The organism is uncultured Maribacter sp., from assembly GCF_947500405.1.
Taxonomy (GTDB): Bacteria; Bacteroidota; Bacteroidia; order Flavobacteriales; family Flavobacteriaceae; genus Maribacter_B.
In genome coordinates this window covers 395,028-419,652 of sequence record NZ_CANMRY010000002.1, presented here as the reverse complement: position 1 = coordinate 419,652, position 24,625 = coordinate 395,028, and the positions used below count along the sequence as shown (strand labels likewise).

The following is a 24,625-nucleotide window of genomic DNA, read 5'->3' as shown; positions in this document are numbered from 1 at the left end:
TTAATAAACACATTCTTGGCCTTGTTTGAAACAAAAAAGCTCATTAGCGATTGCTAATGAGCTTTTTTGGTTTTAAGCTTTACTTTTTATACAAAGGCAAATCCAGTAGACATTCTATATATTAATGCATAAAGGGCAATAGCAATTAAAAATACACATGCCCAAGAAAGCACTTTAAAATATCTTTTTAAAAACTGGCTTCCCCAATTTTTGAAAGCTTCAAAATAAATTTCTTTTAATAGTAGTAATTTCTCCATAGTAAACAATATTTGGTTCACTACAAAGTTCTGACTTGTTTTGAATGAGGGAAAAACCTTTGGCTAAAACGCTGAATTAAAAGGATGTAAGGGTTTTATTTGCAGGCGCATAGATAAACAGCAATTTTATGGGCTAACTTACTAAGGGAGCTTTAAGCATTTGCTTACAAAAAATAAGTAATCACTATTTTTTCACCTCTATTTGTAAGATTTATCTTTACTGCCTGTGAAGTTAAATTTCGGAATTAGTCATAAAAAAAGAAAAAGCATCTTAAAAAGACACTTTTTCTTAAAATTGGTTGGTTGAAATATTTTTTACTGAAATGGAAAACCAGTAGCTATTCTAAAAATAAGAGCATAGAGCACTACAAGAAAACTGGCAAAGCAAAACCAAGTGAATATTTTAAAATATGATTTTACAATTTTACTCCCTAAGCTTTTAAATGCTTCGAGATAAATCTCTTTAATAAGTAGGACATTTTTCATGATTTTTGGGATTTGGGGTTAAATAGTATTATGTATACATAACTATAAATGAGCTTATAAGGTATGTATTAGCCTTGTGTTTGTTGTGAAAACACCCACTTTTGTTGTGAAAAATTAGTTTGTGTTTATTTAAGTATAAAACAGTAGAATATTAGGCAATAAAAAAGCCCACAGATATATAATATCTATGGGCTACTATATAGGTTAAAAGTTTTTTACATTTTTACTATTATAAATTCTGATCTACGGTTTAGGTAGTGTTTTTGCTCTGTACACCTAACAGTACCATCACATTCATTAATTAATCTTTCTTCACCATAACCTATTGCACTTTCTATACGTTCTGCTGCAATACCCTTAGAGATTATATAGTCTCTAGAAGATTTAGCCCTTTTGTCTGATAGGTATTTGTTATAGGCTCTTTTACCTCTAGAATCGGTATGAGACTCAATTTTAATAATCATATTAGGATATTCTGTCATTACTTCTACAAGTTTGTCTAGTTCTACAGCAGCATCTTTGCGTATGTAAGATTTATCAAAGTCAAAGTGAATCATTTCTGTTTTCAGCTTCTTAATCCCATCTTCTACAGCAATCATTTCTTTTAGCTTACGTAAAGAAACATCTACGCTAATTGTATCGTTTTCTTTTGTTGTAACCTCTTGCAAGTCGTCAAAATAAGTTCCCTTTGTGGTTTTAATAACATATTTGGTTGTAGCCTCTAAGTCTTCAAAAATAAAGCTACCATCATCACCAGTTATTACTTCTTTTAGTTTAATGTTATTTTCATCTAATAATTCTACTAATGCTTTTGGCATAACATCATCGGTAATTAACTCTGTTACAACACCAGCAATTGCATTTACATTAGCAGGTATTTCTTCTAAAACTAAGTTTTTAAAGGCATAAATATCATCATCTCCTTTACCACCGTCTCTATTAGAAGCAAAGTAGCCTTTTTGAGTCTCTTCATCTATTATATAAGAGAAATCATCTTTATTACTATTAATTGGTTGTCCTAAATTAACTACATCTAAAAAGCCTTCCTCTTCTTCAAAAGATACTTCATAAACATCTAAACCACCAAGACCAGTATGCCCGTCTGAAGAAAAATAAAGCTTTTTATCATTAATAAAAGGAAACATTTCTCTTCTTTCTGTATTAATTTCTGGACCTAAATTCCTAGGTTCAGAAAAACTACCATCTTCACGAACGTCTACCATAAAAATATCAGTTTCTCCGATACTTCCAGGCATATCAGAAACAAAATATAATTCTTTGCCATCTGGACTTAAAGCTGGGTGCCCTGTGGAGTAATTATCACTATTAAAAGGTAATTCTGTAGCCTCTGTCCATTCTCCATCTACTTTTTTAGATTGATAAATTTTAAGGTGATTTATTCCTTTTTTATCTCTCTTTAATTTTTTACCATAATTATTTCTTGTAAAATACATGGTTCTATTATCAGGAGCAAAAGTTACTGCTGCTTCATGATATTTTGTATTTACCTTTTTAGAGAATTTAATAGCATCTTTTAGCTCTTGAGATTCTTCATTTATCTTGGCAACATACAAATCTAAATATGGTTGGTTATTCCATTTATACCGTCTGGTACTAAAAAAAGAAGAGTCTTTTGCAGAAGCATAAACAACTCTATTATCATCATGAAACATTGGAGAAAATTCTGAAAATTCTGAGTTTATAGAAAGATTTTTTACTTCAAACTTTTTACTTGTTCCTAAAATATTATCTAAAACAATTTCATTAGGAGTAGCTTTCTCTGAATTATTTATTGCAGCAAGGTCTTCTTTCTTTAATTTTCTATTGTATAAACGCATTAAACGTTTAGATCTAGCGTATTTTCCTGTTCCTTTAAGAGAGTGTGCGTATTTAAAAATATTATCGGCAGACATTTCTTTTTCATACTTTTCATAAAGTATGTTATACCAATGGTATGCTTTTTCCATGTCGGTATTAAAGTAATGGGAATCTCCTGCTTTTTGTAAAACATCGTAGGAGTAATTTTTTTCGTTCTTTTTAAGAGCCATTTCGTATAAATCTGCTGCTTCTGCGTACCACATTTTATTAAAATAGTAATCTGCTCTTTGAATAAGTTTACTTTTGTTAGGTGTACCGTCTATGCTTTTAGAGGTTAAATTTTTGGTAATACTTTCTTCTGAAGAATTATTTGTAATAAAATCTTCTTTAGTTGGAGTTTCCATAGCTGGTTGGCTATTCTCAACTTCCATTATCCAAACTTCATCTTTAAATTTACCATTAAATTTTGAAGTTACTTTTGCTATAGACTCTTTCCAATTACTCTGATAATCAATATATAAGTAGTTTAATTGATTTTCTGGATTTAGAATATAACCAGAATTAAACCCTTTTTTCTTATATTTTTTAGCAGCTTTTTCTTGACTTTTACTGAAAACACCAGCAATTATATAATAACCATTATAAATATCAGTAAGGTTTGTAAAAGTTCTATGTGCAATAGTATTTGCTTCTGCTGCCTGGGCAAAAGAAATTTCATTTGTTTCTTGCTCCAGTATGGGGCTAAGATTTGCGCCTGGTTGTAACATAGCACTATTTTCTTTCTCTTGTGCACTAATGCTTAAGGATAGAAAAAGGATAAAAGCTGTAAGTAGTTTTTTCATGATTTGGGTAATTAGAAAAACCTTGGGGATTTAATTTTGGTTAATTTAGATATTAGTTGGTATCGTATAAAAATCTCGTGCGTACCCGAGTTATAAGCATTTAGTTCATTAGTATTGTAATCATAAGCGTACCCTATGTTAAATTGTGGGCTAATTTGAAAGCCAAAAAGTGCTCCGACAGAATCATCCCATCTATAGTTAACGCCTAAATTTAGTCTTTCGTATAATAAGAAGTTTAGAGAAAGGTCTGCTATAAGTGGAGCTCCCTCTACATACTTCACAAAAGTAGATGGCTTAAATTTTAATAAAGGGTTTATATTAAACACATAACCACCTATAAAATATAAGTGCATACGGTCTTTGCCAACGGACTCTTCTAAAACGTCATACCGTTTGCTATATAAAATATTTGGGGTAGAAACTCCTAAATAAGCATTACCGGTATAGTAAAAAAGACCAGCACCAACTGTTGGTAAAAATTCACTATTTATATTCTCATTAAAAAGAACATCTGGGTCTCTAAATGTTCCTTTAGACCAGTCTACACTTAAAAAACGTCCGCCAGCTTTTATACCAAGAGCCAATTTGTGTCCTTTTCTATTTAATATAATATTGTGGGCATAATTAACATCTATAAAAGTTTCACTAGATGGGCCAATTTGATCTTGCACAATAGATAAACCAATTCCGTCAAACTTTTCAAAAGGAGAATCTAGTCCCAACGAAATAGTTTTTGGAGAACCTTCTAAACCAACCCACTGACTTCTGAATAGTGAAATTGCTGTAAAATGACCCCTAGAACCCGTATACCCAGGATTTACCGTCATGGTATTATAATTGTATTGGGTGTACTGCGGTTCTTGCTGTCCGAATAGGTTAGGAACAGATAGGAGAAACATAGCAATGAAACTTAATTTTGGAATTATATGTCGTTTTTTAGTATTCATTTTTTAGCGTGTAATGTATAACCATCCTGTTTTTGGTTCTTTTTGGTTTTCATTTAAAAGAAGTATATAATAATATGTACCAATTGGTAGTTTTTGTTCTGCATTTGCAGTAGCTCTACCTTCAGAGGTACCATCCCAATTATTGTTGTATCCTTTTGTTTCATAGACTAAAGTTCCCCAACGGTTAAATATTTGCAGAAAATTATTTGGATAATTTTCTATACATTCTATAAAAAAGAACTCGTTACTACCATCATTATTTGGCGAAAATTCATTGTAAATAACTAAGCATTCTTCTTCTACAGAAATGGTAACTTCAGATTCATCATTATCTGTATTTAAATCCATTTGGTCTACAAAAGACATTCTTGCTACGTTAGTATAATTTGTTCCCTCTATTACTTCTACCGTTAGATTTAATTCTGCAGATTCATTACTGTTTAATGAAGGAATGGCCCAACTACCAATAGTATAATCATAGGTGCCATGCGTAGTGTTTTGTGACACAAACTCAAAACCATTTGGTATAATTTCTTCTACTTCTATATTTGTAGCTTCTATGGTTCCTAGGTTTGTAGTGTTTATAGTAAATACTATTTGATCCCCAACCGCTGCTGTAGTTATAGATGCTGTTTTGTTTATAGCAATATCTGTAATAGGATTTGTAAGTGTGTATTCACTTTCATCATCTTCATTAGGAGTATTAGCATCATAATTGTCTGGAGTAGAATCTACATCTAATTCATTAGTTCTTGTAACCTGAGCTACATTTTTATATTCATCTGTAGCTCCTGTTGGTTCATTAATACTAACAGAGTAGCTTAAAATTATATTTCCAGGAGTTATAGAATTTATAACCCATGTAATTGTATTGCCAGCGTAGGTACCTCCATTAGAAATAGAAGATGCATCTACATTTAAACCAATTGGTATATAGTCTTCGATTACTATTCCTGTTGCCGTATCTGTTCCTGCGTTTGTTACTGTAATCTCAAAAGTTACTTCTTCTCCAATGTTTGGACTTGAACTAGAAGTTGGTGCTAGTTGTTTATCCAAACTTAAATCTACGGTTGTAATAGTAACATTATCTACAGTATCTTCATCATCTTCAGACTGGTCCCCATCATCATTATTTGGTGTAGAATCTGGATCTATTTGATCACTAGCGGTTACTTGTGCAATATTTTTATATTCATCTGTAGCGCCAGTAGGTGCATTTACAGAGACCTCATAAGTTAAAGCAGTTGTACCGTTTGTTACTGTTGCTAAATTCCAAGTAATGGTATTTCCAGTAATGGAACCGCCGTTAGAGATAGAAGTAGCATTTACAGTATACCCAACCGGAACTATATCCTGGATGCTAACATTAGTAGCATCATTAGGTCCATTATTGGTAAGGTCTATAGTAAAAGTTATAGAATCTCCAATATTTGGATTAGTGTCAGAAACAGATTTGCTAAGCGATAAATCTGCCGAGTCATTAGTAGTTGAAATTAAAAACGAAACAGCATTACAAAAACAGTTTCCAACAGCTGGTTCTAATTCTATTAATAAGTTAGTACCTACTCCACAAAAAGTAGTAGTTGTAAAAGAATCGGTTTCGCTAATAGTATTTCCACTTAGTATTTCGGCATCTAAACTTCCTGTATAAATTGCAGGTCCAGATTTGTTATCTGATGCATCGGTACAATAAACAGAATAATTTGCTCCGGATGCAATAGTATATGCACCAATATTATCAATACTAAAATCTATAGAATAGGTATAATCCGAACCACTATTGTTATAAGCTCCTTGCGGAGTTATAGAAGATAATGCTATTTCCGATTTAAATGTTTCTAGTGCAATTGCGCTGTCTCCAGTAAAAATCTCTGTAGTACCACATGCAACTCCATTACAATTTAAAGCATCTGTAGTTACATAGGTTGTTAAATCTATATTTGCGGAGGTTGTACAACTAGTAGACTGGTTTGTAATATCAAAACTATAAGATAAAAGATCTGATGCCGTTGCTCCTTGCGGAAGCTGTAGTTCTACTTCTTCATGGTTACCAACCGTATTTGTAGTAATATAAGTTAATTGTAAAGCACTTGTTGATGCAAAAGAAGAGGGTACGTAATGTACGCCATCTGGAAGGATTATTCTAACAAAATCACTAGTACCAGTAGTACCATCTAATATAGAAGTTGTAATATCTACTGTTTCTGGTGTACAACCTTCTAAACGAGCAGTGTTTGTTATAGATAAAGAATTGTCTGTACTATAAGGAGGTTCTGCACCAGTAATGATTATTGGATTAGCAGCTGTTCTACTTCCACTACCTGTTGCTGGTGTACCATAAGGATTATTTCCTGTTACGGTATATGCTGTTCCAGTGTTAGAAACGTAATTACATTGCGGACTTAAATCTAAATTAATTATTGCAATTTGCTCATTTATATTAGCAGAATTTAGAGAACCTACTAGTCCGTTATTTGCTGCAATTAAGGTATGATCTAATAGATTTACAGATACATTATTCCCTGTAATTGTTGGGGTTATACTTTCTGTATTACCAGAACCTCTAGGGTATTCTATAATAATATCATTAATTAATATAGCCGAGATATCTCCAGGAACATCAAAATTCATTACAGGAGAAATTAAATCGGCCTCTCCAGCATTTCTAGCTTCTAAAATAATATCGTAGTTTGTACAAGTATCTACCGTTGTATTTGGCTCACTTAATATTTGTAACTGTATAGCTGCTGGTGCTGGCTCTAGTGTAAAAACTTCTTCATGGAAAAAAGCTATGCCACTAAAGTTAGTTGGATATGCAATACAATCATAATTATGAGATATTCTTAAATCTATAGGAGTACTAGAGGTATAAGTTCCTTCAAAACGAATTTTTCTACAAATCCAATTACCCGCTTGCATATTTCCAAACTGTATATAGGTAACATCATTTTCTTCTGTAAAAGTTAAAGGGGTTTCCGTTGCACCATTAACTAAAAATGCATTTGTAATAGTATAATCTGCTCCTGTATCTACGCGTAACCAGTTATTATTTATTTCGCCAGCATCTTGCTTACAGATGTCTATTATGAAACCTTCAATTTCTGAGTTTCCTATTTCCACCGCATTATCTGAAGAAATCCAATAGTTTGGTATTGTATAATTAAAATCTTTAACATCACTTTCGGTTTTTTGTACAGGGCTATCTGCATAGGCATATTCATCATAGGTAACCGAAATGTTATGGGAACTTAGAGCAGGTGTAGCACTAGTTGCTGTTAAACTTATAGATACACTAGGGTAATAATTTCCTCCTTGGTCTAAATGTGTAAATCTTGGGCCAGGTGTTATTGTTACAATATTTCCTGAAACCGAGTAATTTAGTCCATTATTCCAAGATGCGGGATCTTGGTTTTCTGGTATAAGATTGGGATACCCGTAACTACTTACAAGATTATTAAATTGCATACCGTCTGGTATTTGTATTGTAGTATTATCCCATAAAAGTGGTGGTCTAAATTCATCTGGAAATTTGTCTCCAACACCAGATGCTTGTGACAATCCTACATATAACCATTTTTCATCGCAGCCGTTAACAGAATCATTTATATCGGTATTAATTTCTATTGTATTTTGAAAAAAGAAAGCCCTTTCATTATAGGTGCCGCAACCTACTTCATTACTAGAACTATCTAAACTGTAAAAACGACCTAGGAAAGAGTGAAATTCATATAGTCTTGCTTCTTCTGGAAAATCTTCTCTGAATTCAAAATTTAATTCTAAAGAAATTTCATCAGCCTCTAAACCTTCTCCATATTGGTATGTACCAGATATTAAAGATTGATAAGAAGATAAATCTAAAGTAAAGAAATTATCATTTGTTCCTTGTGTGGTTATTACTGGGCTATTGGTAATTGGAAAAGTTTGGGGTATTCCAGTAGATATATCGTTTATAGTAATTGTTCCATCTGTAAACGTTATAATATCTGCCATGCTTTGGCCGTTATCTGTAACATAACGCATTTCAAAATGTAAATTATCTTGTGTACTATTTTCCATTATAGCACTAGAAGTAACAACCATTTTATCTTTGGCCATATAATACTTTGTAGCATGTATATTTGGGTCTAATGTTACTTTAGTACTCATAGAATCATCTGTCCATCCAGAAGTGGTTCTATGTGCATCAAAACTTGTAGTTGTGGGGCCTGTACAACCATTAGGGCAATGCGTGGTTATATTAAACGTGCCACAATGCAAGTCTTTATCATAACAAGAACTTTCATAAGAAGTAGTATAATTTAAGGCTAATTCTTCTGGTCCAGAATAGGTGCTACAATCTATATTTAAAGGAAAATTTATAGGAATGCGTAAAGCATAAGAATTGTATTCAAAATCTTGTAATTGTGTTTCTGTAAAAATAATTTGATTACCAATTTGTACGTATCTAGAGTCTGCACTAGCATCTAATGTTATACCATTTTCTATATCTAAAACTACTCTGTAAATTGTAGAAGGATCGTTAGAAAACATTTCTATTCCATTACAAGTAGGAGATTGGTTAGATGCTACAAAACCTCCAATAAAATTTAGATTAAAAACAGCACCATCTTCGGCATCTAAGTCATAATCTTCTGGAAATTCCCAATTAAATAAAGCATCTCTTCTTACATAATGTCTTTCTAATTCTTGTCTTAAGGTTTTATTACTATTGTTACATTTATTTACGGTCCATGTATCTAAATTTAAACTTAAACTTTCTGAGTAGGTCGCACTATAAGGATCACATGCAGGGTTTAATTGTAGCATAGTAAGGTCTACACTTATTTCTGTAGATGCACCAGGTAACATATCATCATAAAAACCATCTCCATCTAAATCTTCTAATCCGCCAGCACCATCTGGATCGCTAGTAAAAAAATCTGTTCCAAATAAATAGGAGCCTAGTCCAGTACCACTTGCTGTTGTAGTTGGCCATCTTTGTGGAGAAAAATTTGTACCACCAGAAAATCTAAAATTAGATAATTCGCGATTTGTGTTATTATCATCTCCATACATAGGGTTAAAACCAGTAGAAGAATATCTATTATCCCATGTAAAACCAATATTAAAGTTTACATCATATGCATTATCTGCACTAGCATCATTTTCTAGTCTGTAGGTATAGGTTACTGGTGCGTCCCAACGTGGTCGTGGCTCGCTTACGGTATATAAATATATGTCTGACCATTCTTGATCTACGCCAATAAAACCAGGAATTTGCGCACCTATTTGGCAATATGCACCGGGAGAACACCCCCATTTTGGACTATGCCTAGTTACTTGGTTGTCTGCACAATTTGTCAGGATTAGTCTTTCATTAAGAACAATATTTTCATTTTCAAAAAGAGCATCTCCATCTCCAACTTGCCCAGCAAACGGAGCAATATTAAGGTCTATTTGGTAGGTATATATATTACCATTTATAGATGGGGTAAGTATAGTACCGTTAAATGATAACTCGTAATTGCTTTGTAAACCGGGTGAAATTTCTACATCATGAACAAAGGATTGTATGCTACCGTTACCTGAGTTTGTTATAGTAATAGGTCTATTTGTAGTTTGCCCAACAAGAGCATTTTCTGTAGTAATATCTTCTACGGCAAGGTAGGCACTTAAAAAACTATAGGCATTTACGGTTACATCTGTATCATTATGAGACCTAGCTGATGTTCCTTGTAAATAAGTTATAGTATGCGCATCTTTAAAAAGTCCGCCATTATAAGAATATTGTACAGCTTCACAAGCAGCTGTTTTACTAAAAGTAAATTCTACAAAATCAGAAACTTGCCAATTTGCATTACTTGGTCTTTCTATTTGAAAGATTGGATTATTTAAATCTGTTATATCAAATTCTGATAATGTAAAGTTAGAAGAACCTGTTTGGTTTGTTATAAGTGCTGTTCCTGTTTGGTAAGTTACACCATCTGGTAAATCAAAAATTATTTTAAAAGTATTTATGTTCGCCATTTTGGCTGTAATACCAACGGTACTTACACCATCATTACTTCCTCCACAGGGCCCCATATTTGTAGAACTTAGGTCTACTCTAAAATTTCCATTATTTATTTGAGAGAACCCTGTGTTTATTGAAAACAGAATAAAAATAAATAATAGTAATAAATTAGTCTTATTAGGTATAGATTTATTTAAATCAAGGAAACTTTTAACATGCATAGCTTTCTGATAAACACAAGTGCCATATTTTTTGACTGCTTGTGGTTTATCACAAATCTATATATATAGGTGGAGGAGGAATATTTTTTGTTGTGAAAGACCAATAAATAGAGGTAAAGTCTAAACTTATGTTAATTTCCTACAAAGCTAATTTTTAAAAAGTTAATGGAATTTGAATATTAAAAAGAGGTAATGCTTTTATAATTTCTGTAAAAAGAGAGTAATTAGAAAAATTGAGCCATAAAAAAACCCAGCATTAGCTGGGTTTTTTTATGGCTTTATATAAAGATTATTCTTCTTTATTTTCTTCTAATTTGTCTTCGTCTTTAGAGGCATCTTTAAATTCTTTAATGCCACTACCTAAGCCCCTCATTAATTCAGGTATTTTTTTACCTCCAAATAATAAAAGAACTACTACTACTACTAATATTATTTGTGGTGCACCAATGGCTAAAAATGTTTGTAAAGCTATCATATTTTATGATTTTTATAGAAAACAAAGATACTAAAAAGTTTATAGAATTGTATTAAATTTTAAAAAGTGAATATTTAAAAAAATAAAGTAACAATTATATATATTTATAATGCTTAATAAGATAATTTATTGTTGTGCTAGTTAAAGTTTAATACTAGCATTATATTTGTGACTAATGGCTAAGAAAACAAAGAAAAGGAAAGAAATAAAAAGAAAACTGCTTCATAAGTATCGTTTAGTAATATTAAACGAAAGCACTTTTGAAGAGAAAATATCTTTTAAGCTTAGTAGATTAAATGTTTTTGTAACGGGAACATTATGTATTATAGCACTAATTGGCCTTACTACTTTGTTAATAGCTTTTACCCCTTTAAGAGAATATATTCCTGGGTATTCTTCTACAAAATTAAAAAGGCAAGCTACTGTACTTACCTATAAGACAGACTCTCTAGTAAGAAGATTAAATTATACCAATAGGTATTTAGATAATATTCGTAAAGTTCTAAGAGGAGATATAGAGAATAATGAAGTGAGTAGAGACTCCCTTTTTGGTAAGTTTAAGTTGGATCCTTCTACGGTAGATTTAACACCCATTAAACAAGATTCTTTATTAAGAGCTGAGGTGGCTTTAGAGGATAAGTATAATTTGTTTGAACAAAATACAACAAACACAGATTTTATTCTTTTTCCTCCAATCTCAGGAATGATTTCTCAAGAATACAATGCAAATGCAAAACACTATGCGGTTGATGTGGTTGCACCAAAAGATTCTCCAGTAAAAGCTATTGCAAACGGCATGGTTATTTTTGCAGAATGGACAGCAGATACTGGTTATGTAATTATTATAGAACATAAAGATGGTTTATTAAGTATTTATAAGCATAATGGTTCTCTAAACAAAAAACAAGGAGAAGTAGTTAGGGCAGGAGAAGTAATTGCTTCTGTTGGAAATACAGGAGAGTTAACTACAGGACCGCATTTACATTTTGAAATTTGGAATAATGGTGCGCCAGTAAACCCATCAGATTTTATAGATTTTAAATAAAACTTATGTCATTAAAATCCGTAGCTGCAAAAATATTTGCAAAGAATATTGTAAATAAAACTTTAAAATGGGTAAATAACCCAATTAAAGCACAGGAAGAAGTGTTTAAGAATCTTATTAATTCTGCAAAAAACACTTCCTTTGGAAAGGATCATAATTTTAATAAAATATCTTCTTTTCAAGATTTTTCTAAGCAAGTTCCAGTAAGAGACTATGAAGAGCTAAAGCCTTACGTAGAGGAAGTTTTAAAGGGCAAAAAAGATATTCTATGGCCAGGAAAACCTATATATTTTGCCAAAACATCGGGAACAACTTCTGGAGCAAAATATATTCCAATTACAGAAGAATCTATAAAAGAACAAGTAAATGCTTCTCGTAATGCAATACTAACTTACATACACGAAACAGGTAATTCCTCTTTTGTAGATGGTAAAATGATTTTTTTACAAGGTAGCCCAGAATTAGAACTAAAAAATGGAATTAATGTAGGTCGCTTATCAGGAATATCAGCACATTATGTTCCAAACTATTTACAAAAAAACAGACTTCCTAGTTGGGAAACAAACTGTATAGAAGATTGGGAAACTAAAGTAAATGCTATTGTAGAAGAAACCATAAATGAAGATATGACTGTTATTGCAGGAATACCTTCATGGGTACAAATGTATTTTGAAAAGTTAAATGAAAAATCTAAACTAAAAGTTGGCGACTTATTTAAAAACTTTAATCTATTTATTTACGGAGGTGTAAATTACGAACCATATAGAGCCAAGTTCGAGAATTTAATTGGAAGAAAAGTGGATAGCATAGAACTGTTTCCTGCAAGTGAAGGTTTTTTTGCTTATCAAGATTCTCAAAAAGAAAAAGGGATGCTTTTGTTACTAAACTCTGGAATATTTTATGAGTTTATAAAGACAGATGATTTTTTTGAGGAAAACTCAGAAAGACTAACCATAAAAGATGTTGAGGTTGGTATAAATTATGTAATGATTATATCTACAAACGCAGGTTTATGGGGCTATAATCTTGGAGATACCGTTCAGTTTATTTCTTTAAAACCCTATAGGATAATAGTTTCCGGACGTATAAAACATTTTATATCAGCATTTGGAGAACATGTAATAGCAAAAGAAGTAGAACAAGCAATGCAAGAAGCTATTGGCGCAACTAATGCTAGCGTAAATGAATTTACGGTTGCACCACAGATAACACCGCGAGAAAATGAACTTCCTTATCACGAGTGGTTAATAGAGTTTGAAAGGGTACCAGATAATATGGAAAAGTTTATTGAAACTTTGGATGCATCTTTACAAAACCAGAACAGTTATTATTACGATTTAATAGTTGGAAATGTGCTTCAAACATTAAAAATTACTGAAATAAGAAATGGAGGTTTCACTTCTTATATGAAATCTATTGGAAAATTAGGAGGTCAGAATAAAGTGCAACGTTTAAGTAATGACCGTAAATTAGCGAATGTATTGCATAAGTATAGTACTACAATTAGTTAAATATAAATTGTAATTTTACGCGAAATAGATATGGGAAAAGCAATAATTACAACTAGAGCGCAAGAATCTACAAATGCTATAGAACGCTTATATATTACAATGCGTCATTTATTTAATCGTGGCTTTTATAAACCTACAGGAATATCTGGCCAAACACTTAAAGACGCTTTACTTTTATTACGCCCAGAAATTTATGGTTCCATTGCAGAAGAAAAATCTGAATTAAATGGCCTTATCTATGTTTTAGAACGCTTACCAGAAGGAATAGAGCAATGCAGATTTATTAACCTTACCGCAGACGAAGGGTACAGCAAATCCCACTTTAAGGCTATAGTACCACCAAAAAGAAGAAGAAATTGTTATAGAATAGACGATGAGCAAATGAATATTGAAATAACCAGAGGACGCTCTGATATTTATGATATTCTAACGCATATCACTTTTTTAATTATAGAGTCCGAAAAAATTTGCAAACGCGTATTAATAGAAGATACAAACAAAACAATAAGAGACTGGGCAAAGTTAGAAGCTGCAGTTAGTAAAAAGAAACTATCTCAGTCCGAAAGAGAAGTAGCGCTAATACACACAGCAAATATATTAGGGCGCTCTTTTGATGAAATTATTAGTGTTTACGAAAAGTTTGCTACCAAAACTGACCCAGAAAGGTTCTTAAGAATAATATACTGGTTAGGTAAACTAGCAATAGAAGAAGAGGTTTCTGGAAATAAGCGAGCAATTACATTTAGCGCTATTCTTAGAGAAACCTTAGGTCACCATATCTATGGAGAACTTTGGGCAAATACAATAAAAGAAACTTTAGTAGCTAATAATTTACTAAATAGACCCATCCATATTATTAGTGCAAACATGCATAGTGTAATGAATTCTTTATTTGCAAGAAAAGCACTTAAAAACGAATTTAAAGACACGAATAACGATTTAGAAATATATGAAGCCTTAAGTGCTCCAGAAAACGGTAAATTAAGGGATAAGGTTAAAAGTGTTGCATTAAAAAATGGGATGATTAGTATAAACGATAAATCTGGAACTAATATAGATATTCAGATTTTTGACATGGCTAAATTAGGAAAAGATAGTTGTTGTTATTCTTTGTCAGATACTTTAAGAGAAGACGAAATACCGGTAATTTTTGTGATGGACTATGCATTTGGAGAGCAAGCTTACGAAACTATAGATGAGTTTTTAAAACCATTTAAAAAAGAAGGTAAAGAGCCACAATTTTTAAATATAGATTCAATCTCCGTAATGGGTAAAGCAGGTATATTAGATGGTGGTAAAGGAGATATAATGATTCCGTCTGCTCATATTTTTGAGGGTACAGCAGATAATTATCCTTTTAAGAATGAATTATGCGCAGAAGATTTTAAAGGAAACGGACTGCAAGTTTTTGAAGGAACAATGGTATCTGTTTTAGGTACGTCATTGCAAAATAAAGATATTCTTAAGTTTTTCTATGAATCTACATGGAATGTAATTGGTTTAGAAATGGAAGGGGTACATTATCAAAAAGCAATACAATCTGCATCTAAAATACGTAAGAGTATAAAAGAAGATGTTAAAGTTAGGTATGCATATTATGCATCAGATAATCCGTTAGAAACAGGTAGTACATTAGCTTCTGGTGGACTTGGAACAACAGGAGTTAAACCAACCTATTTAATTACAGATAAAATTCTAAAACAGATATTTAACACAAAATAAAATGGCAGATAATTTACCAAAAAACAATACTTCTTCTGATGAAATAGATTTAGGGCAGTTGTTTGAGCTAATTAAAAAGGGATTAGATAATATTGTTAGAGGATTATTAAGAGTCTATTTATACTTTAAGAAGAATTTTTTAATTCTTGTAGGGCTTGCAATTATTGGGGTTACCATAGGATATGGATTAAACCAAATATCTGAAACTACAAAAAAGACTGAAGTAATTGTAAAGCCAAATTTTGAAAGTAAAGATTACTTATACGGAATAGTATCAGAATTACAATCAAAAATTAAAGGCAAGGATTATGACTTTTATAGTAATTTAGAAATTGAATTAGAGCAACTTAAAGGTTTTAAAATTGAGATTGAGCCAGTACAAGCAAAATCTAATGTTGATTTAGAAAAATCTTTAAAGTATTTAGAGTATTTAGGAAGTCTTAAGGATGATAACTCAATAAAAGAAGTTATTAAAAATGAAGTTTTAGAAAGTAGCTATGTAAACCATAAAATTTCTTTTTATTATAAAAATGAAGAACTTGGACAGTCTGCTGCAAAAAAGATTATGACTTTCATTAATGATAATGATTATTTTAAAGAATTAAAAGAAATATATTTAGTTAATTCTGAATCTCAGATTAAAGAAAATGAAGCGCTTATTAATCAAATAGACTTGCTAATAGCTAATTACTCTAAAGCACTAGGGAGTAAGGCTAATAGTAAAGAGAATGGAGAAGGAATGGTTTTATTAGGCGGTGAAGAAGGACTTAATATTCCTCAATTATTAAATTTAAAAAACAACCTAATAGAAAACACAGCTACTAATAAATTACTAAAAAGAGAATATAAGGAGACTATTAAAATTTTAAGTTTTGGGGGGGCTCAACAAATAAAGAAAGAGTTTTTTACGGCAAAACTTACATTAATACCTACAATATTAATTGGGTTATTTTTTATTTGGTCATTATTAAAGTTCTTGAACAAGAAAACAAAAGAATTATTATAAATGAATAAAACGAACCAAAAACTATTAATAACCGGAGGAGCAGGTTTTATTGGCTCTCATGTTGTTAGAAGGTTTGTTGTTAACTACCCTAACTATCATATTTTTAATTTAGATTCACTTACTTATGCTGGTAATTTAGAGAACTTAAAAGATGTAGAAAAACAATCGAATTATACGTTTATAAAGGGAGATATAACAGACGCTAGTTTTATAGACTCAATCTTTAAAAAGTATAATTTTGATGGTGTTATTCATTTAGCAGCAGAATCGCATGTAGATAGGTCTATTACAAATCCATTGGCTTTTGTTAAAACCAATGTAATTGGAACCATGAATTTATTAAATGCAGCAAAGGAACTATGGAAAAATGATTTTACAGGAAAAAGATTCTACCATGTAAGTACAGATGAAGTTTATGGTTCTTTAGGAGAAACGGGTTTTTTTACAGAAGATACTGCATATGATCCAAATTCCCCATATTCTGCTTCTAAAGCAAGTTCTGACCATTTTGTAAGAGCCTACGGTGAAACTTATGGTTTACCTTATGTAATTACAAATTGCTCTAATAATTATGGCCCTAATCACTTTCCTGAAAAATTAATTCCATTTTTTATTAATAACATTATTAATAAAAAATCGCTTCCTGTATATGGAGACGGCAATTATACTAGAGATTGGTTATTTGTATTAGATCATGCAATTGCAATAGATTTAGTTTTTCATAAAGGAAAAAATCATGAAACGTATAATATTGGTGGTTTTAATGAATGGAAAAATATAGATTTAGTAAAGCTTCTTTGTAAACTAATGGATCAAAAGCTAAATAGAAAAGAAGGAGAAAGTGAAAAGCTAATTGCCTATGTTAAAGATAGGCCGGGACACGATTTAAGATATGCTATTGACTCCAATAAAATAAATAAAGAATTAGGTTGGAAACCTTCGGTTACTTTTGAGGAAGGATTAGAAAAAACAATAGATTGGTTTTTAGAAAATCAAGATTGGTTAGAAAATGTAACTTCTGGAGATTACCAAAAATATTATTCTGAAATGTATCAATAGTAGAGCAAAAGCAATAAAAATGAAAGGAATAATTTTAGCGGGAGGGTCTGGAACTAGGTTACACCCTTTAACATTGTCTGTAAGTAAGCAATTAATGCCTATTTATGATAAACCGATGATATATTATCCTTTATCTACTTTAATTTATGCAGGGATACGAGAAATATTGATTATTTCTACCCCAAAAGATTTGCCTTTATTTAAAGATTTATTGGGTGATGGAAGTAAGTACGGTTGTTCTTTTGAATATGCTGTGCAAGAGGCTCCCAATGGCCTTGCGGAGGCATTTATTATAGGAGAAAAATTTATTGGTAAAGATAAGGTAGCTCTTATTTTAGGAGATAATATTTTTTATGGATCAGGATTAGCAAAATTATTACAATCTAATAGCAATCCAGATGGGGGTATAATTTATGCCTATAGAGTTCATGATCCAGAACGTTATGGTGTTGTTGAATTCAATGAGGAGGGAAAGGCTATAAGTATAGAAGAAAAACCATTAGAGCCAAAATCTAATTATGCAGTACCAGGAATATATTTTTATGATAATGATGTCGTAGAAATAGCTAAAAGCATTTCCCCTAGTTCTAGAGGAGAATTAGAGATAACAGATGTTAATAAAGAATATTTAAAAAGAAATAAATTAAGTGTAAGCATTTTGGATAGGGGAACTGCTTGGTTAGATACGGGTACCTTTCAATCTTTAATGCAAGCATCTCAATTTGTGGAGGTTATTGAAGAAAGACAAGGTTTAAAAATAGGAACTATAGAAGGTGCTGCTTATGAAATGGGATTTATTACCAAACAGCAATTAATAACCTTAGCGGAACCTTTAATGAAGAGTGGGTATGGTAAAAACATATTGGGAATATTAAACAAAAAATAATGACTATTGAAAAGACTATTCTGGAAGGTTGCTATGTATTAAAGCCAAGAGTATTTGAGGATGATAGAGGGTACTTTTTTGAAAGTTTTAATAAAGAGACGTTTACAAAATTAACTGGTAAAGAAGTTAATTTTGTTCAGGATAATCAGTCCTTTTCTACTGAAGGGGTTTTAAGAGGAATTCATTATCAAATAGGTAAATATGCACAAGCAAAGTTGGTACGTGTCTTAAAAGGGGTTATTTTGGATGTAGCAGTAGATTTAAGGAAAGATTCTAAAACATTTGGACAACATTTTTCCATTGAACTTTCTGAAGAAAATAAAAAGCAACTTTTTATGCCAAGAGGTTTTGGTCATGGTTTTGTAGTGTTAAGTGATACTGCGGAATTCTTTTACAAATGTGATAACTTTTATAATAAAGACTCAGAAAGAGGTATACTATATAATGATAAAATTTTAGATATTAATTGGGACTACCCAGAATCTAAAATGATAATTTCATTAAAAGACAAAGAATTACCACCATTTTCAGAACTAAGTTTATGAAACATATATTAGTTACTGGAGCCAATGGACAGCTAGGAAGCTCAATACAAGAAATTGCAAAAAATTACTCCAATTTTATTTTTGATTTCAAAAGCTCAAAAGAGCTTGATATAACCAATTCCAATATGGTGAGTACTTTATTCTTAAAGAATAAATATAGTTTTTGTATTAATTGCGCAGCATATACCAATGTAGAACAAGCAGAAAAAACACCAGAAATTGCTTATAAAGTAAATTCAGAAGCAGTTAAAAACTTGGCTGAAACTTGTTTAGAAAACAAGACAGTTCTAATACACATTTCTACAGATTATGTTTTTGATGGGAAAAAAAAAGAGCCATATACCATAAGTGACATTCCAAATCCAATAAACGAATATGGGAAATCTAAGCTAGAAGGAGAGAAGTATATTCAAAATATTTTACAAAAGTATTTTATAATACGTACATCATGGTTGTATAGCAAAAAATTTGGAAATAATTTTTATAAAACGATACTGGAAAAAGCAAAAAATAAGGAAACTTTGCAAATAACAAATGAACAATTAGGTAGCCCTACTAATACTATAAATTTGAGCTTATTTATACTTAATAAAGTTATTTTAGGTATGGAAACTAGTTATGGAATATTTCATTTTACAGATAAGCTTCCAATGACTTGGTATGAATTTGCAAGACAAATAATAGAGGAAAATAACTTAGAAGGTTTTACTACTCTTAAAAAAGCTAAGAATTATCGTACTTTTGCTATAAGGCCAAAAAATAGTGTTTTAGAATAGATTTTAAATTTAAATAGACCATGAAAAAAAAGAACCTAATAGTTTTTGGAACAAGACCTGAAGCTATAAAAATGGCCCCCTTGGTTAAAGAATTTCAAAAATATTCTAATGATTTTGAAACAAGAGTATGCATTACTGCTCAACATAGAGAAATGTTAGATCAAGTTTTGTCTTTTTTTGAAATTATTCCAGATTACGATTTGAATTTAATGAAGCCGAACCAAAACCTATATTCATTGACGGCAGACATTTTAGTAAATCTAAAACCAATTTTAGAAAAATTTAATCCAGATTTTGTTTATGTTCATGGAGATACAACAACAACAATGGCTACGAGTCTTTCTGCTTTTTATTCAGGCGCAAAAGTTTGTCATGTTGAAGCTGGCCTTAGAACGTTTAATTTACAATCTCCTTTTCCAGAAGAGATGAATAGATGTGTTACTGGAGTAATTTCTAACATTCATTTTTCACCTACAGAGACATCAAAACAAAATCTTATCAATGAAAATAAGCCCAAAGAACAAATATTAATTACTGGTAACACAGTAATTGATGCATTAAAATTTAGTGTAGCCAAAGTAAGTAAAACTAAATTTGTAGATGAAGAGATAGAAAGCCTTAAAAAAATAATAAATACAGATAATAAATTAATTTTAGTTACGGGGCATAGAAGAGAAAATCATGGACAAGGTTTTATAAATATTTGTGAAGCCCTTAAGCAAATAGCTGTAACTAATTCAAATACACAAGTAATTTACCCTGTACATTTGAATCCGAATGTACAAAAGCCAGTATATAAACTTTTAGATAAGGTAGATAATATTCACCTTATTTCGCCTCTTTCTTATCCTGCGTTTGTATGGTTAATGAACCAATCTTATCTAATAATTACTGATAGTGGTGGGGTACAAGAAGAAGCTCCCAGCTTAGGCAAACCTGTTTTAGTAATGCGCAATACAACGGAAAGACCAGAAGCTGTAGATGCAGGAACAGTAATTTTAGTAGGCACTAATAAGAAAAAAATTGTTTTTGAAACGCAAAGGTTACTAGAAAGTGAAGAAGCTTATAAAAGTATGAGTATGTTGCATAATCCATATGGAGACGGAGAAGCATGTAAAAGAATAGTAAACCATATATTAGGAATAAAATAATTTATATATAATATGCAGAAACCACAAGTGGTAATGATAGGATTAGGCTATATAGGCTTACCTACAGCAGCTTTAATAGCTCAGAATAAAGTATATGTACATGGGGTTGATATTAATCCAGAAGTGGTAAAAACTATAAATGCTGGAAAGATTCATATTGTAGAGCCAGAACTAGATGGTGCAGTGGCGAAAGCAGTAAAAGAGGGATATCTTAAAGCTGATACTAAACCTGCAATTGCAGATACATACCTAATAGTAGTTCCAACACCATTTAAAGGAAAAAATGAACCCGACATTTCTTTTGTTGAGGCAGCTACTAATGCTGTATTACCGTTATTAAAAGAAGACGATTTATATATTATAGAGTCTACATCGCCTATAGGTACAACAGAAAAAATGATGAATTTAATTTATTCTCAAAGACCAGAATTAAAGGGGAATTTAAATATAGCATACTGTCCCGAAAGAGTATTACCTGGAAATGTAATGTATGAACTTGTACATAATGATCGTGTAATTGGAGGAATAGATAAAAAATCTACAGAAAAAGCCATTTCTTTTTATAAAAATTTTATAAAAGGGAGTTTACATAGAACAAATGCAAGAACCGCAGAAATGTGTAAACTGGTAGAGAATTCATCTAGAGATGTGCAAATAGCTTTTGCAAATGAATTGTCTTTAATATGTGATAAAGCTGATATTAATGTTTGGGAGCTCATAGAATTAGCTAATAGACATCCAAGGGTAAATATTTTACAACCAGGTTGTGGAGTTGGGGGTCATTGTATAGCTGTAGACCCATATTTTATTGTTGCAGATTACCCAATGGAATCTAAAATTATTGGAAAGGCTAGAGAAATTAATAATTATAAATCTTTTTGGTGTGCAGAGAAGGTACAAACATCAAAATTAGAATTTGAATTAAAAAATGGAAGGAAGCCTAAAATTGCTATAATGGGATTAGCCTTTAAACCAGATATCGATGATTTGAGAGAATCTCCTGCAAAATATATTGCTCAAAAGGTATTGCAGAATGCGAATAATGAAGAATATTATATTGTTGAACCAAATATTACGCAGCATAATGTTTTTAAATTAACCCAATATAAAGAGGCTGTAATAAAAGCTGATATCATTGTATTTTTAGTTGCTCATAAAGAGTTTAAAAATTTAGTTTTATCTGAAGACAAAGTGATTTTAGATTTTTGTGGAATAGTTTAAATAAAATAATTACAAGTTTAAAGGATTATATTATTCATGGAAGACAAAAAATATTATGCTCATGAAACGGCTGTTATAGATAAGGATTGTTCTATAGGAAATGACACTAAAATATGGCATTTTTCTCATATTATGTCTAACTGTATTTTAGGTGTAAAATGTAATATTGGTCAAAACGTTGTAATATCTCCGGAGGTTATTTTAGGAAATAATGTAAAAGTGCAAAATAATGTGTCAATTTATACAGGTGTAATTTGTGAAGATGATGTTTTTTTAGGGCCTTCTATGGTTTTTACCAATGTAATTAATCCTAGGAGCGCTATAAATAGAAGAGGAGAGTATACTAAAACAATAGTAAAGAAAGGAGCTTCAATTGGGGCTAACGCAACTATTGTGTGTGGAAACGATATAGGTGAATATGCTTTTATTGGTGCTGGTTCTGTGGTTGTAAAACATGTTCCTCCTTATGCATTATTGGTAGGGAATCCGGCAAGACAAATAGGATGGGTTGGAGAATATGGACATAAACTAAAATTTAATGAATCAGGTATTGCTATTTGTAAAGAAAGCAAACAAACATATAAGTTAGAAAATAATATGGTTTATAGAATTAATTAAAGTTATATGAAAATTGATTTCGCAAATTTAGGGAAGGCTTATACTGAGCATAAGTTAGCAATAGACGTAGCAATAGAAAAAGTTTTGACTAACACTAGTTTTATAATGGGACCAGTTGTTTCGGAATTAGAAACAAACCTATCTAATTATGTTGGTGTAAAGGATTCTATTAGCTGTTCTTCAGGAACGGATGCGTTGTTATTAGCAATGATGGCTCTAGATATTGAACCTGAGGACGAAATTATTACAACACCTTTTACATTTATTGCTACAGGAGAAGCTATTGCTTTTTTAAAAGCGGTTCCAGTTTTTGTAGATATAGATGAAGAAACATATAATATAGACCACAATAAAATAGAGAAAGCAATTACTCCAAAAACTAAAGCAATAATACCTGTTTCTATTTTTGGACAAGTTTCTAATATGGAGGTAATAAATGATATTGCTAAAAAATACAATTTAGCAGTTATTGAAGATGCTGCTCAGAGTTTTGGAGCAAGTCAAGGTGGAGTTAGAAGTTGTAATCTAAGTACAATTGGATGTACTAGCTTTTTCCCTGCAAAACCCTTAGGATGTTTTGGTGATGGGGGAGCGGTTTTTACAAATGATGAAGAATTGGCTATAAAAATAAAAAGTTTAAGACTTCACGGTCAAACAAAAAGGTACCATCATAAATATATTGGTATGGGAGGAAGGCTAGATACTATACAGGCAGCAGTACTTAATGAAAAATTAAAAAACTACGATATTGATATTCATAATAGAAATAAAGTAGCGTTATCTTACACAAAGCAATTAAAAAATAAAGTTGTTGTTCCTATAATAAAACCAAACAATATTTCTGTTTGGGCACAGTACTCTATAAGAGTAAAAAATCGCGAACAGATTCAATTAAAATTAAAGGAAAAAGGAATTCCAACGGCAGTGCATTATCCCATGCCTCTACATTTACAAGAATGTTTTAAGTACTTAAAAGGAAAAAAAGGGGATTTTCCTATTGCAGAAAAAATTTCTAATGAAATAATGAGTTTGCCAATGAATCCTTATACAACAAAAGAAGAAATAGATTATATAACTACTAATTTAATAAAAATACTATAGATGAAAAACTTTGCACTTATTGGAGCTGCAGGATATATTGCTCCTAGACATATGAAAGCAATTAAAGATACAAATAATAACTTATTAGCGGCATATGACAAAGGGGATAGTGTTGGTGTAATTGATACATATTTTCCTAATGCAGACTTTTTTGTAGAATTTGAACGTTTTGATCGTCATATTGAAAAATTAAAATATGAAAAAGATACTTTTCTTGATTACGTAAGTATCTGCTCTCCAAATTATTTACATGATGCGCATATTAGATTTGCATTACGCAGCGGTGCAGATGCCATATGTGAAAAACCCTTAGTCTTAAATCCTTGGAATATAGATAAACTACAAAAAGTAGAGGAAAAGACAGGTAAAAAAGTTTATAACATATTACAATTAAGAGTACACCCTTCTATAATTGCATTGAGGGAAAAAGTATCGAAGTCAACTAAAGACAAGAAATTTGAGGTTGACTTAACTTATTTAACTTCCAGAGGAAATTGGTACCAAACATCATGGAAAGGAGATAATAGCAAATCAGGTGGTATTGCAACTAATATTGGTGTACATTTTTATGATATGCTATCTTGGATATTTGGAGATGTTCAAGAAAATATAGTTCATATTCATGAAAAAGATAGAGCATCTGGTTATTTGGAGTTTGAAAATGCTAGAGTTAAATGGTTCTTATCTATTAATTCTAAATATTTACCTAAAGAAATTAAAGAAAAAGGACAAACAACATATAGATCAATAACTATTGATGGGGAGGAATTAGAGTTTAGTGGAGGTTTTACAGATTTACATACATTAGTATATAAAGACATAATAGCAGGTAAAGGATATGGGCTTGGTGCAGCTAGAACTGCAATAGAAATTGTTCATAAAATTAGAAATACCACACCCATTGGACTAAAGGGAGAATACCATTCCTTTTTAAATGAGATTTAAT

The 24,625-nt window shown here is 31.1% G+C and carries 19 protein-coding genes; 13 read left to right on the top strand and 6 right to left on the bottom strand.

Annotated features, from left to right (window positions below; translation table 11 throughout):
* Positions 1-86: 86 nt before the first annotated feature.
* From Q0945_RS04055 to tatA, 6 genes are all read right to left on the bottom strand, one after another.
* Entirely contained in the window at positions 87-257 is a 171-nt protein-coding gene (locus Q0945_RS04055) for a DUF6747 family protein (RefSeq protein WP_299431029.1), read from the bottom strand.
* A gap of 315 nt (positions 258-572) precedes the next feature.
* Positions 573-743 (bottom strand): DUF6747 family protein, encoded by a 171-nt coding sequence (locus tag Q0945_RS16115; protein WP_366135784.1) that lies wholly within the window; start codon positions 741-743, stop codon positions 573-575.
* A 215-nt stretch (positions 744-958) separates the two neighbouring features.
* Positions 959-3,403 (bottom strand): OmpA family protein, encoded by a 2,445-nt coding sequence (locus tag Q0945_RS04050; RefSeq protein ID WP_299431028.1) that lies wholly within the window; start codon positions 3,401-3,403, stop codon positions 959-961.
* Positions 3,404-3,414: 11 nt separating this feature from the next.
* The gene (locus Q0945_RS04045) at positions 3,415-4,350 is read right to left on the bottom strand and encodes a type IX secretion system membrane protein PorP/SprF (RefSeq protein WP_299431026.1); all 936 of its coding nucleotides are present in this window, start codon (positions 4,348-4,350) and stop codon (positions 3,415-3,417) included.
* Between the two features lie 3 nt (positions 4,351-4,353).
* Positions 4,354-10,563, bottom strand: coding sequence for a gliding motility-associated C-terminal domain-containing protein (locus Q0945_RS04040; protein WP_299431024.1), 6,210 nt, complete (start codon positions 10,561-10,563; stop codon positions 4,354-4,356).
* Positions 10,564-10,852: 289 nt separating this feature from the next.
* A complete protein-coding gene (gene tatA, locus Q0945_RS04035) occupies positions 10,853-11,038 on the bottom strand; it encodes a twin-arginine translocase TatA/TatE family subunit (protein ID WP_298485377.1) in 186 nt (61 codons plus the stop codon).
* A 175-nt stretch (positions 11,039-11,213) separates the two neighbouring features.
* Between tatA and Q0945_RS04030 the strand changes: the two genes are divergently transcribed.
* Genes Q0945_RS04030 through Q0945_RS03970 form a run of 13 tightly spaced genes read left to right on the top strand, consistent with a single transcriptional unit; the run spans position 11,214 to position 24,624 of the window.
* A complete protein-coding gene (locus tag Q0945_RS04030; RefSeq protein ID WP_299431022.1) occupies positions 11,214-12,083 on the top strand; it encodes a M23 family metallopeptidase in 870 nt (289 codons plus the stop codon).
* 5 nt (positions 12,084-12,088) lie between these two features.
* Complete coding sequence (locus Q0945_RS04025) at positions 12,089-13,594, top strand: GH3 auxin-responsive promoter family protein (protein ID WP_299431020.1); 1,506 nt, start codon at positions 12,089-12,091, stop codon at positions 13,592-13,594.
* Positions 13,595-13,624: 30 nt separating this feature from the next.
* Entirely contained in the window at positions 13,625-15,316 is a 1,692-nt protein-coding gene (locus Q0945_RS04020) for a hypothetical protein (RefSeq protein ID WP_299431018.1), read from the top strand.
* A gap of 1 nt (position 15,317) precedes the next feature.
* Positions 15,318-16,322, top strand: coding sequence for a hypothetical protein (locus tag Q0945_RS04015; RefSeq protein ID WP_299431016.1), 1,005 nt, complete (start codon positions 15,318-15,320; stop codon positions 16,320-16,322).
* The gene (gene rfbB / locus Q0945_RS04010; RefSeq protein ID WP_299431014.1) at positions 16,323-17,381 is read left to right on the top strand and encodes a dTDP-glucose 4,6-dehydratase; all 1,059 of its coding nucleotides are present in this window, start codon (positions 16,323-16,325) and stop codon (positions 17,379-17,381) included.
* Positions 17,382-17,400: 19 nt separating this feature from the next.
* Complete coding sequence (gene rfbA, locus Q0945_RS04005; protein ID WP_299431012.1) at positions 17,401-18,267, top strand: glucose-1-phosphate thymidylyltransferase RfbA; 867 nt, start codon at positions 17,401-17,403, stop codon at positions 18,265-18,267.
* Positions 18,267-18,812: a dTDP-4-dehydrorhamnose 3,5-epimerase gene (gene rfbC / locus Q0945_RS04000; RefSeq protein WP_299431010.1), complete on the top strand. Its 546-nt coding sequence runs from the start codon at positions 18,267-18,269 to the stop codon at positions 18,810-18,812. The genes rfbA and rfbC overlap by 1 nt, the downstream gene beginning before the upstream one ends.
* The gene (gene rfbD, locus Q0945_RS03995; protein ID WP_299431008.1) at positions 18,809-19,588 is read left to right on the top strand and encodes a dTDP-4-dehydrorhamnose reductase; all 780 of its coding nucleotides are present in this window, start codon (positions 18,809-18,811) and stop codon (positions 19,586-19,588) included. The genes rfbC and rfbD overlap by 4 nt, the downstream gene beginning before the upstream one ends.
* A gap of 20 nt (positions 19,589-19,608) precedes the next feature.
* Positions 19,609-20,739 (top strand): UDP-N-acetylglucosamine 2-epimerase (non-hydrolyzing), encoded by a 1,131-nt coding sequence (wecB, locus tag Q0945_RS03990; protein ID WP_299431006.1) that lies wholly within the window; start codon positions 19,609-19,611, stop codon positions 20,737-20,739.
* Between the two features lie 12 nt (positions 20,740-20,751).
* Complete coding sequence (gene wecC, locus Q0945_RS03985) at positions 20,752-21,960, top strand: UDP-N-acetyl-D-mannosamine dehydrogenase (protein WP_299431004.1); 1,209 nt, start codon at positions 20,752-20,754, stop codon at positions 21,958-21,960.
* Positions 21,961-21,996: 36 nt separating this feature from the next.
* On the top strand, positions 21,997-22,578 hold the full coding sequence (locus Q0945_RS03980) for an acyltransferase (RefSeq protein WP_299431002.1): 582 nt from the start codon (positions 21,997-21,999) through the stop codon (positions 22,576-22,578).
* Between the two features lie 6 nt (positions 22,579-22,584).
* A complete protein-coding gene (locus Q0945_RS03975; RefSeq protein ID WP_299431000.1) occupies positions 22,585-23,679 on the top strand; it encodes a DegT/DnrJ/EryC1/StrS family aminotransferase in 1,095 nt (364 codons plus the stop codon).
* Positions 23,680-24,624, top strand: coding sequence for a Gfo/Idh/MocA family oxidoreductase (locus tag Q0945_RS03970; protein WP_299430998.1), 945 nt, complete (start codon positions 23,680-23,682; stop codon positions 24,622-24,624).
* Position 24,625 lies beyond the last annotated feature (1 nt).

What these genes read in the sequence shown, in the direction of transcription:
- Q0945_RS04055 (WP_299431029.1), bottom strand. Translation starts at nt 257, where the DNA reads ATGGAGAAATTACTACTATTAAAAGAAATTTATTTTGAAGCTTTCAAA.
- Q0945_RS16115 (WP_366135784.1), bottom strand. Translation starts at nt 743, where the DNA reads ATGAAAAATGTCCTACTTATTAAAGAGATTTATCTCGAAGCATTTAAA.
- Q0945_RS04050 (WP_299431028.1), bottom strand. Translation starts at nt 3,403, where the DNA reads ATGAAAAAACTACTTACAGCTTTTATCCTTTTTCTATCCTTAAGCATT.
- Q0945_RS04045 (WP_299431026.1), bottom strand. Translation starts at nt 4,350, where the DNA reads ATGAATACTAAAAAACGACATATAATTCCAAAATTAAGTTTCATTGCT.
- Q0945_RS04040 (WP_299431024.1), bottom strand. Translation starts at nt 10,563, where the DNA reads ATGCATGTTAAAAGTTTCCTTGATTTAAATAAATCTATACCTAATAAG.
- tatA (WP_298485377.1), bottom strand. Translation starts at nt 11,038, where the DNA reads ATGATAGCTTTACAAACATTTTTAGCCATTGGTGCACCACAAATAATA.
- Q0945_RS04030 (WP_299431022.1), top strand. Translation starts at nt 11,214, where the DNA reads ATGGCTAAGAAAACAAAGAAAAGGAAAGAAATAAAAAGAAAACTGCTT.
- Q0945_RS04025 (WP_299431020.1), top strand. Translation starts at nt 12,089, where the DNA reads ATGTCATTAAAATCCGTAGCTGCAAAAATATTTGCAAAGAATATTGTA.
- Q0945_RS04020 (WP_299431018.1), top strand. Translation starts at nt 13,625, where the DNA reads ATGGGAAAAGCAATAATTACAACTAGAGCGCAAGAATCTACAAATGCT.
- Q0945_RS04015 (WP_299431016.1), top strand. Translation starts at nt 15,318, where the DNA reads ATGGCAGATAATTTACCAAAAAACAATACTTCTTCTGATGAAATAGAT.
- rfbB (WP_299431014.1), top strand. Translation starts at nt 16,323, where the DNA reads ATGAATAAAACGAACCAAAAACTATTAATAACCGGAGGAGCAGGTTTT.
- rfbA (WP_299431012.1), top strand. Translation starts at nt 17,401, where the DNA reads ATGAAAGGAATAATTTTAGCGGGAGGGTCTGGAACTAGGTTACACCCT.
- rfbC (WP_299431010.1), top strand. Translation starts at nt 18,267, where the DNA reads ATGACTATTGAAAAGACTATTCTGGAAGGTTGCTATGTATTAAAGCCA.
- rfbD (WP_299431008.1), top strand. Translation starts at nt 18,809, where the DNA reads ATGAAACATATATTAGTTACTGGAGCCAATGGACAGCTAGGAAGCTCA.
- wecB (WP_299431006.1), top strand. Translation starts at nt 19,609, where the DNA reads ATGAAAAAAAAGAACCTAATAGTTTTTGGAACAAGACCTGAAGCTATA.
- wecC (WP_299431004.1), top strand. Translation starts at nt 20,752, where the DNA reads ATGCAGAAACCACAAGTGGTAATGATAGGATTAGGCTATATAGGCTTA.
- Q0945_RS03980 (WP_299431002.1), top strand. Translation starts at nt 21,997, where the DNA reads ATGGAAGACAAAAAATATTATGCTCATGAAACGGCTGTTATAGATAAG.
- Q0945_RS03975 (WP_299431000.1), top strand. Translation starts at nt 22,585, where the DNA reads ATGAAAATTGATTTCGCAAATTTAGGGAAGGCTTATACTGAGCATAAG.
- Q0945_RS03970 (WP_299430998.1), top strand. Translation starts at nt 23,680, where the DNA reads ATGAAAAACTTTGCACTTATTGGAGCTGCAGGATATATTGCTCCTAGA.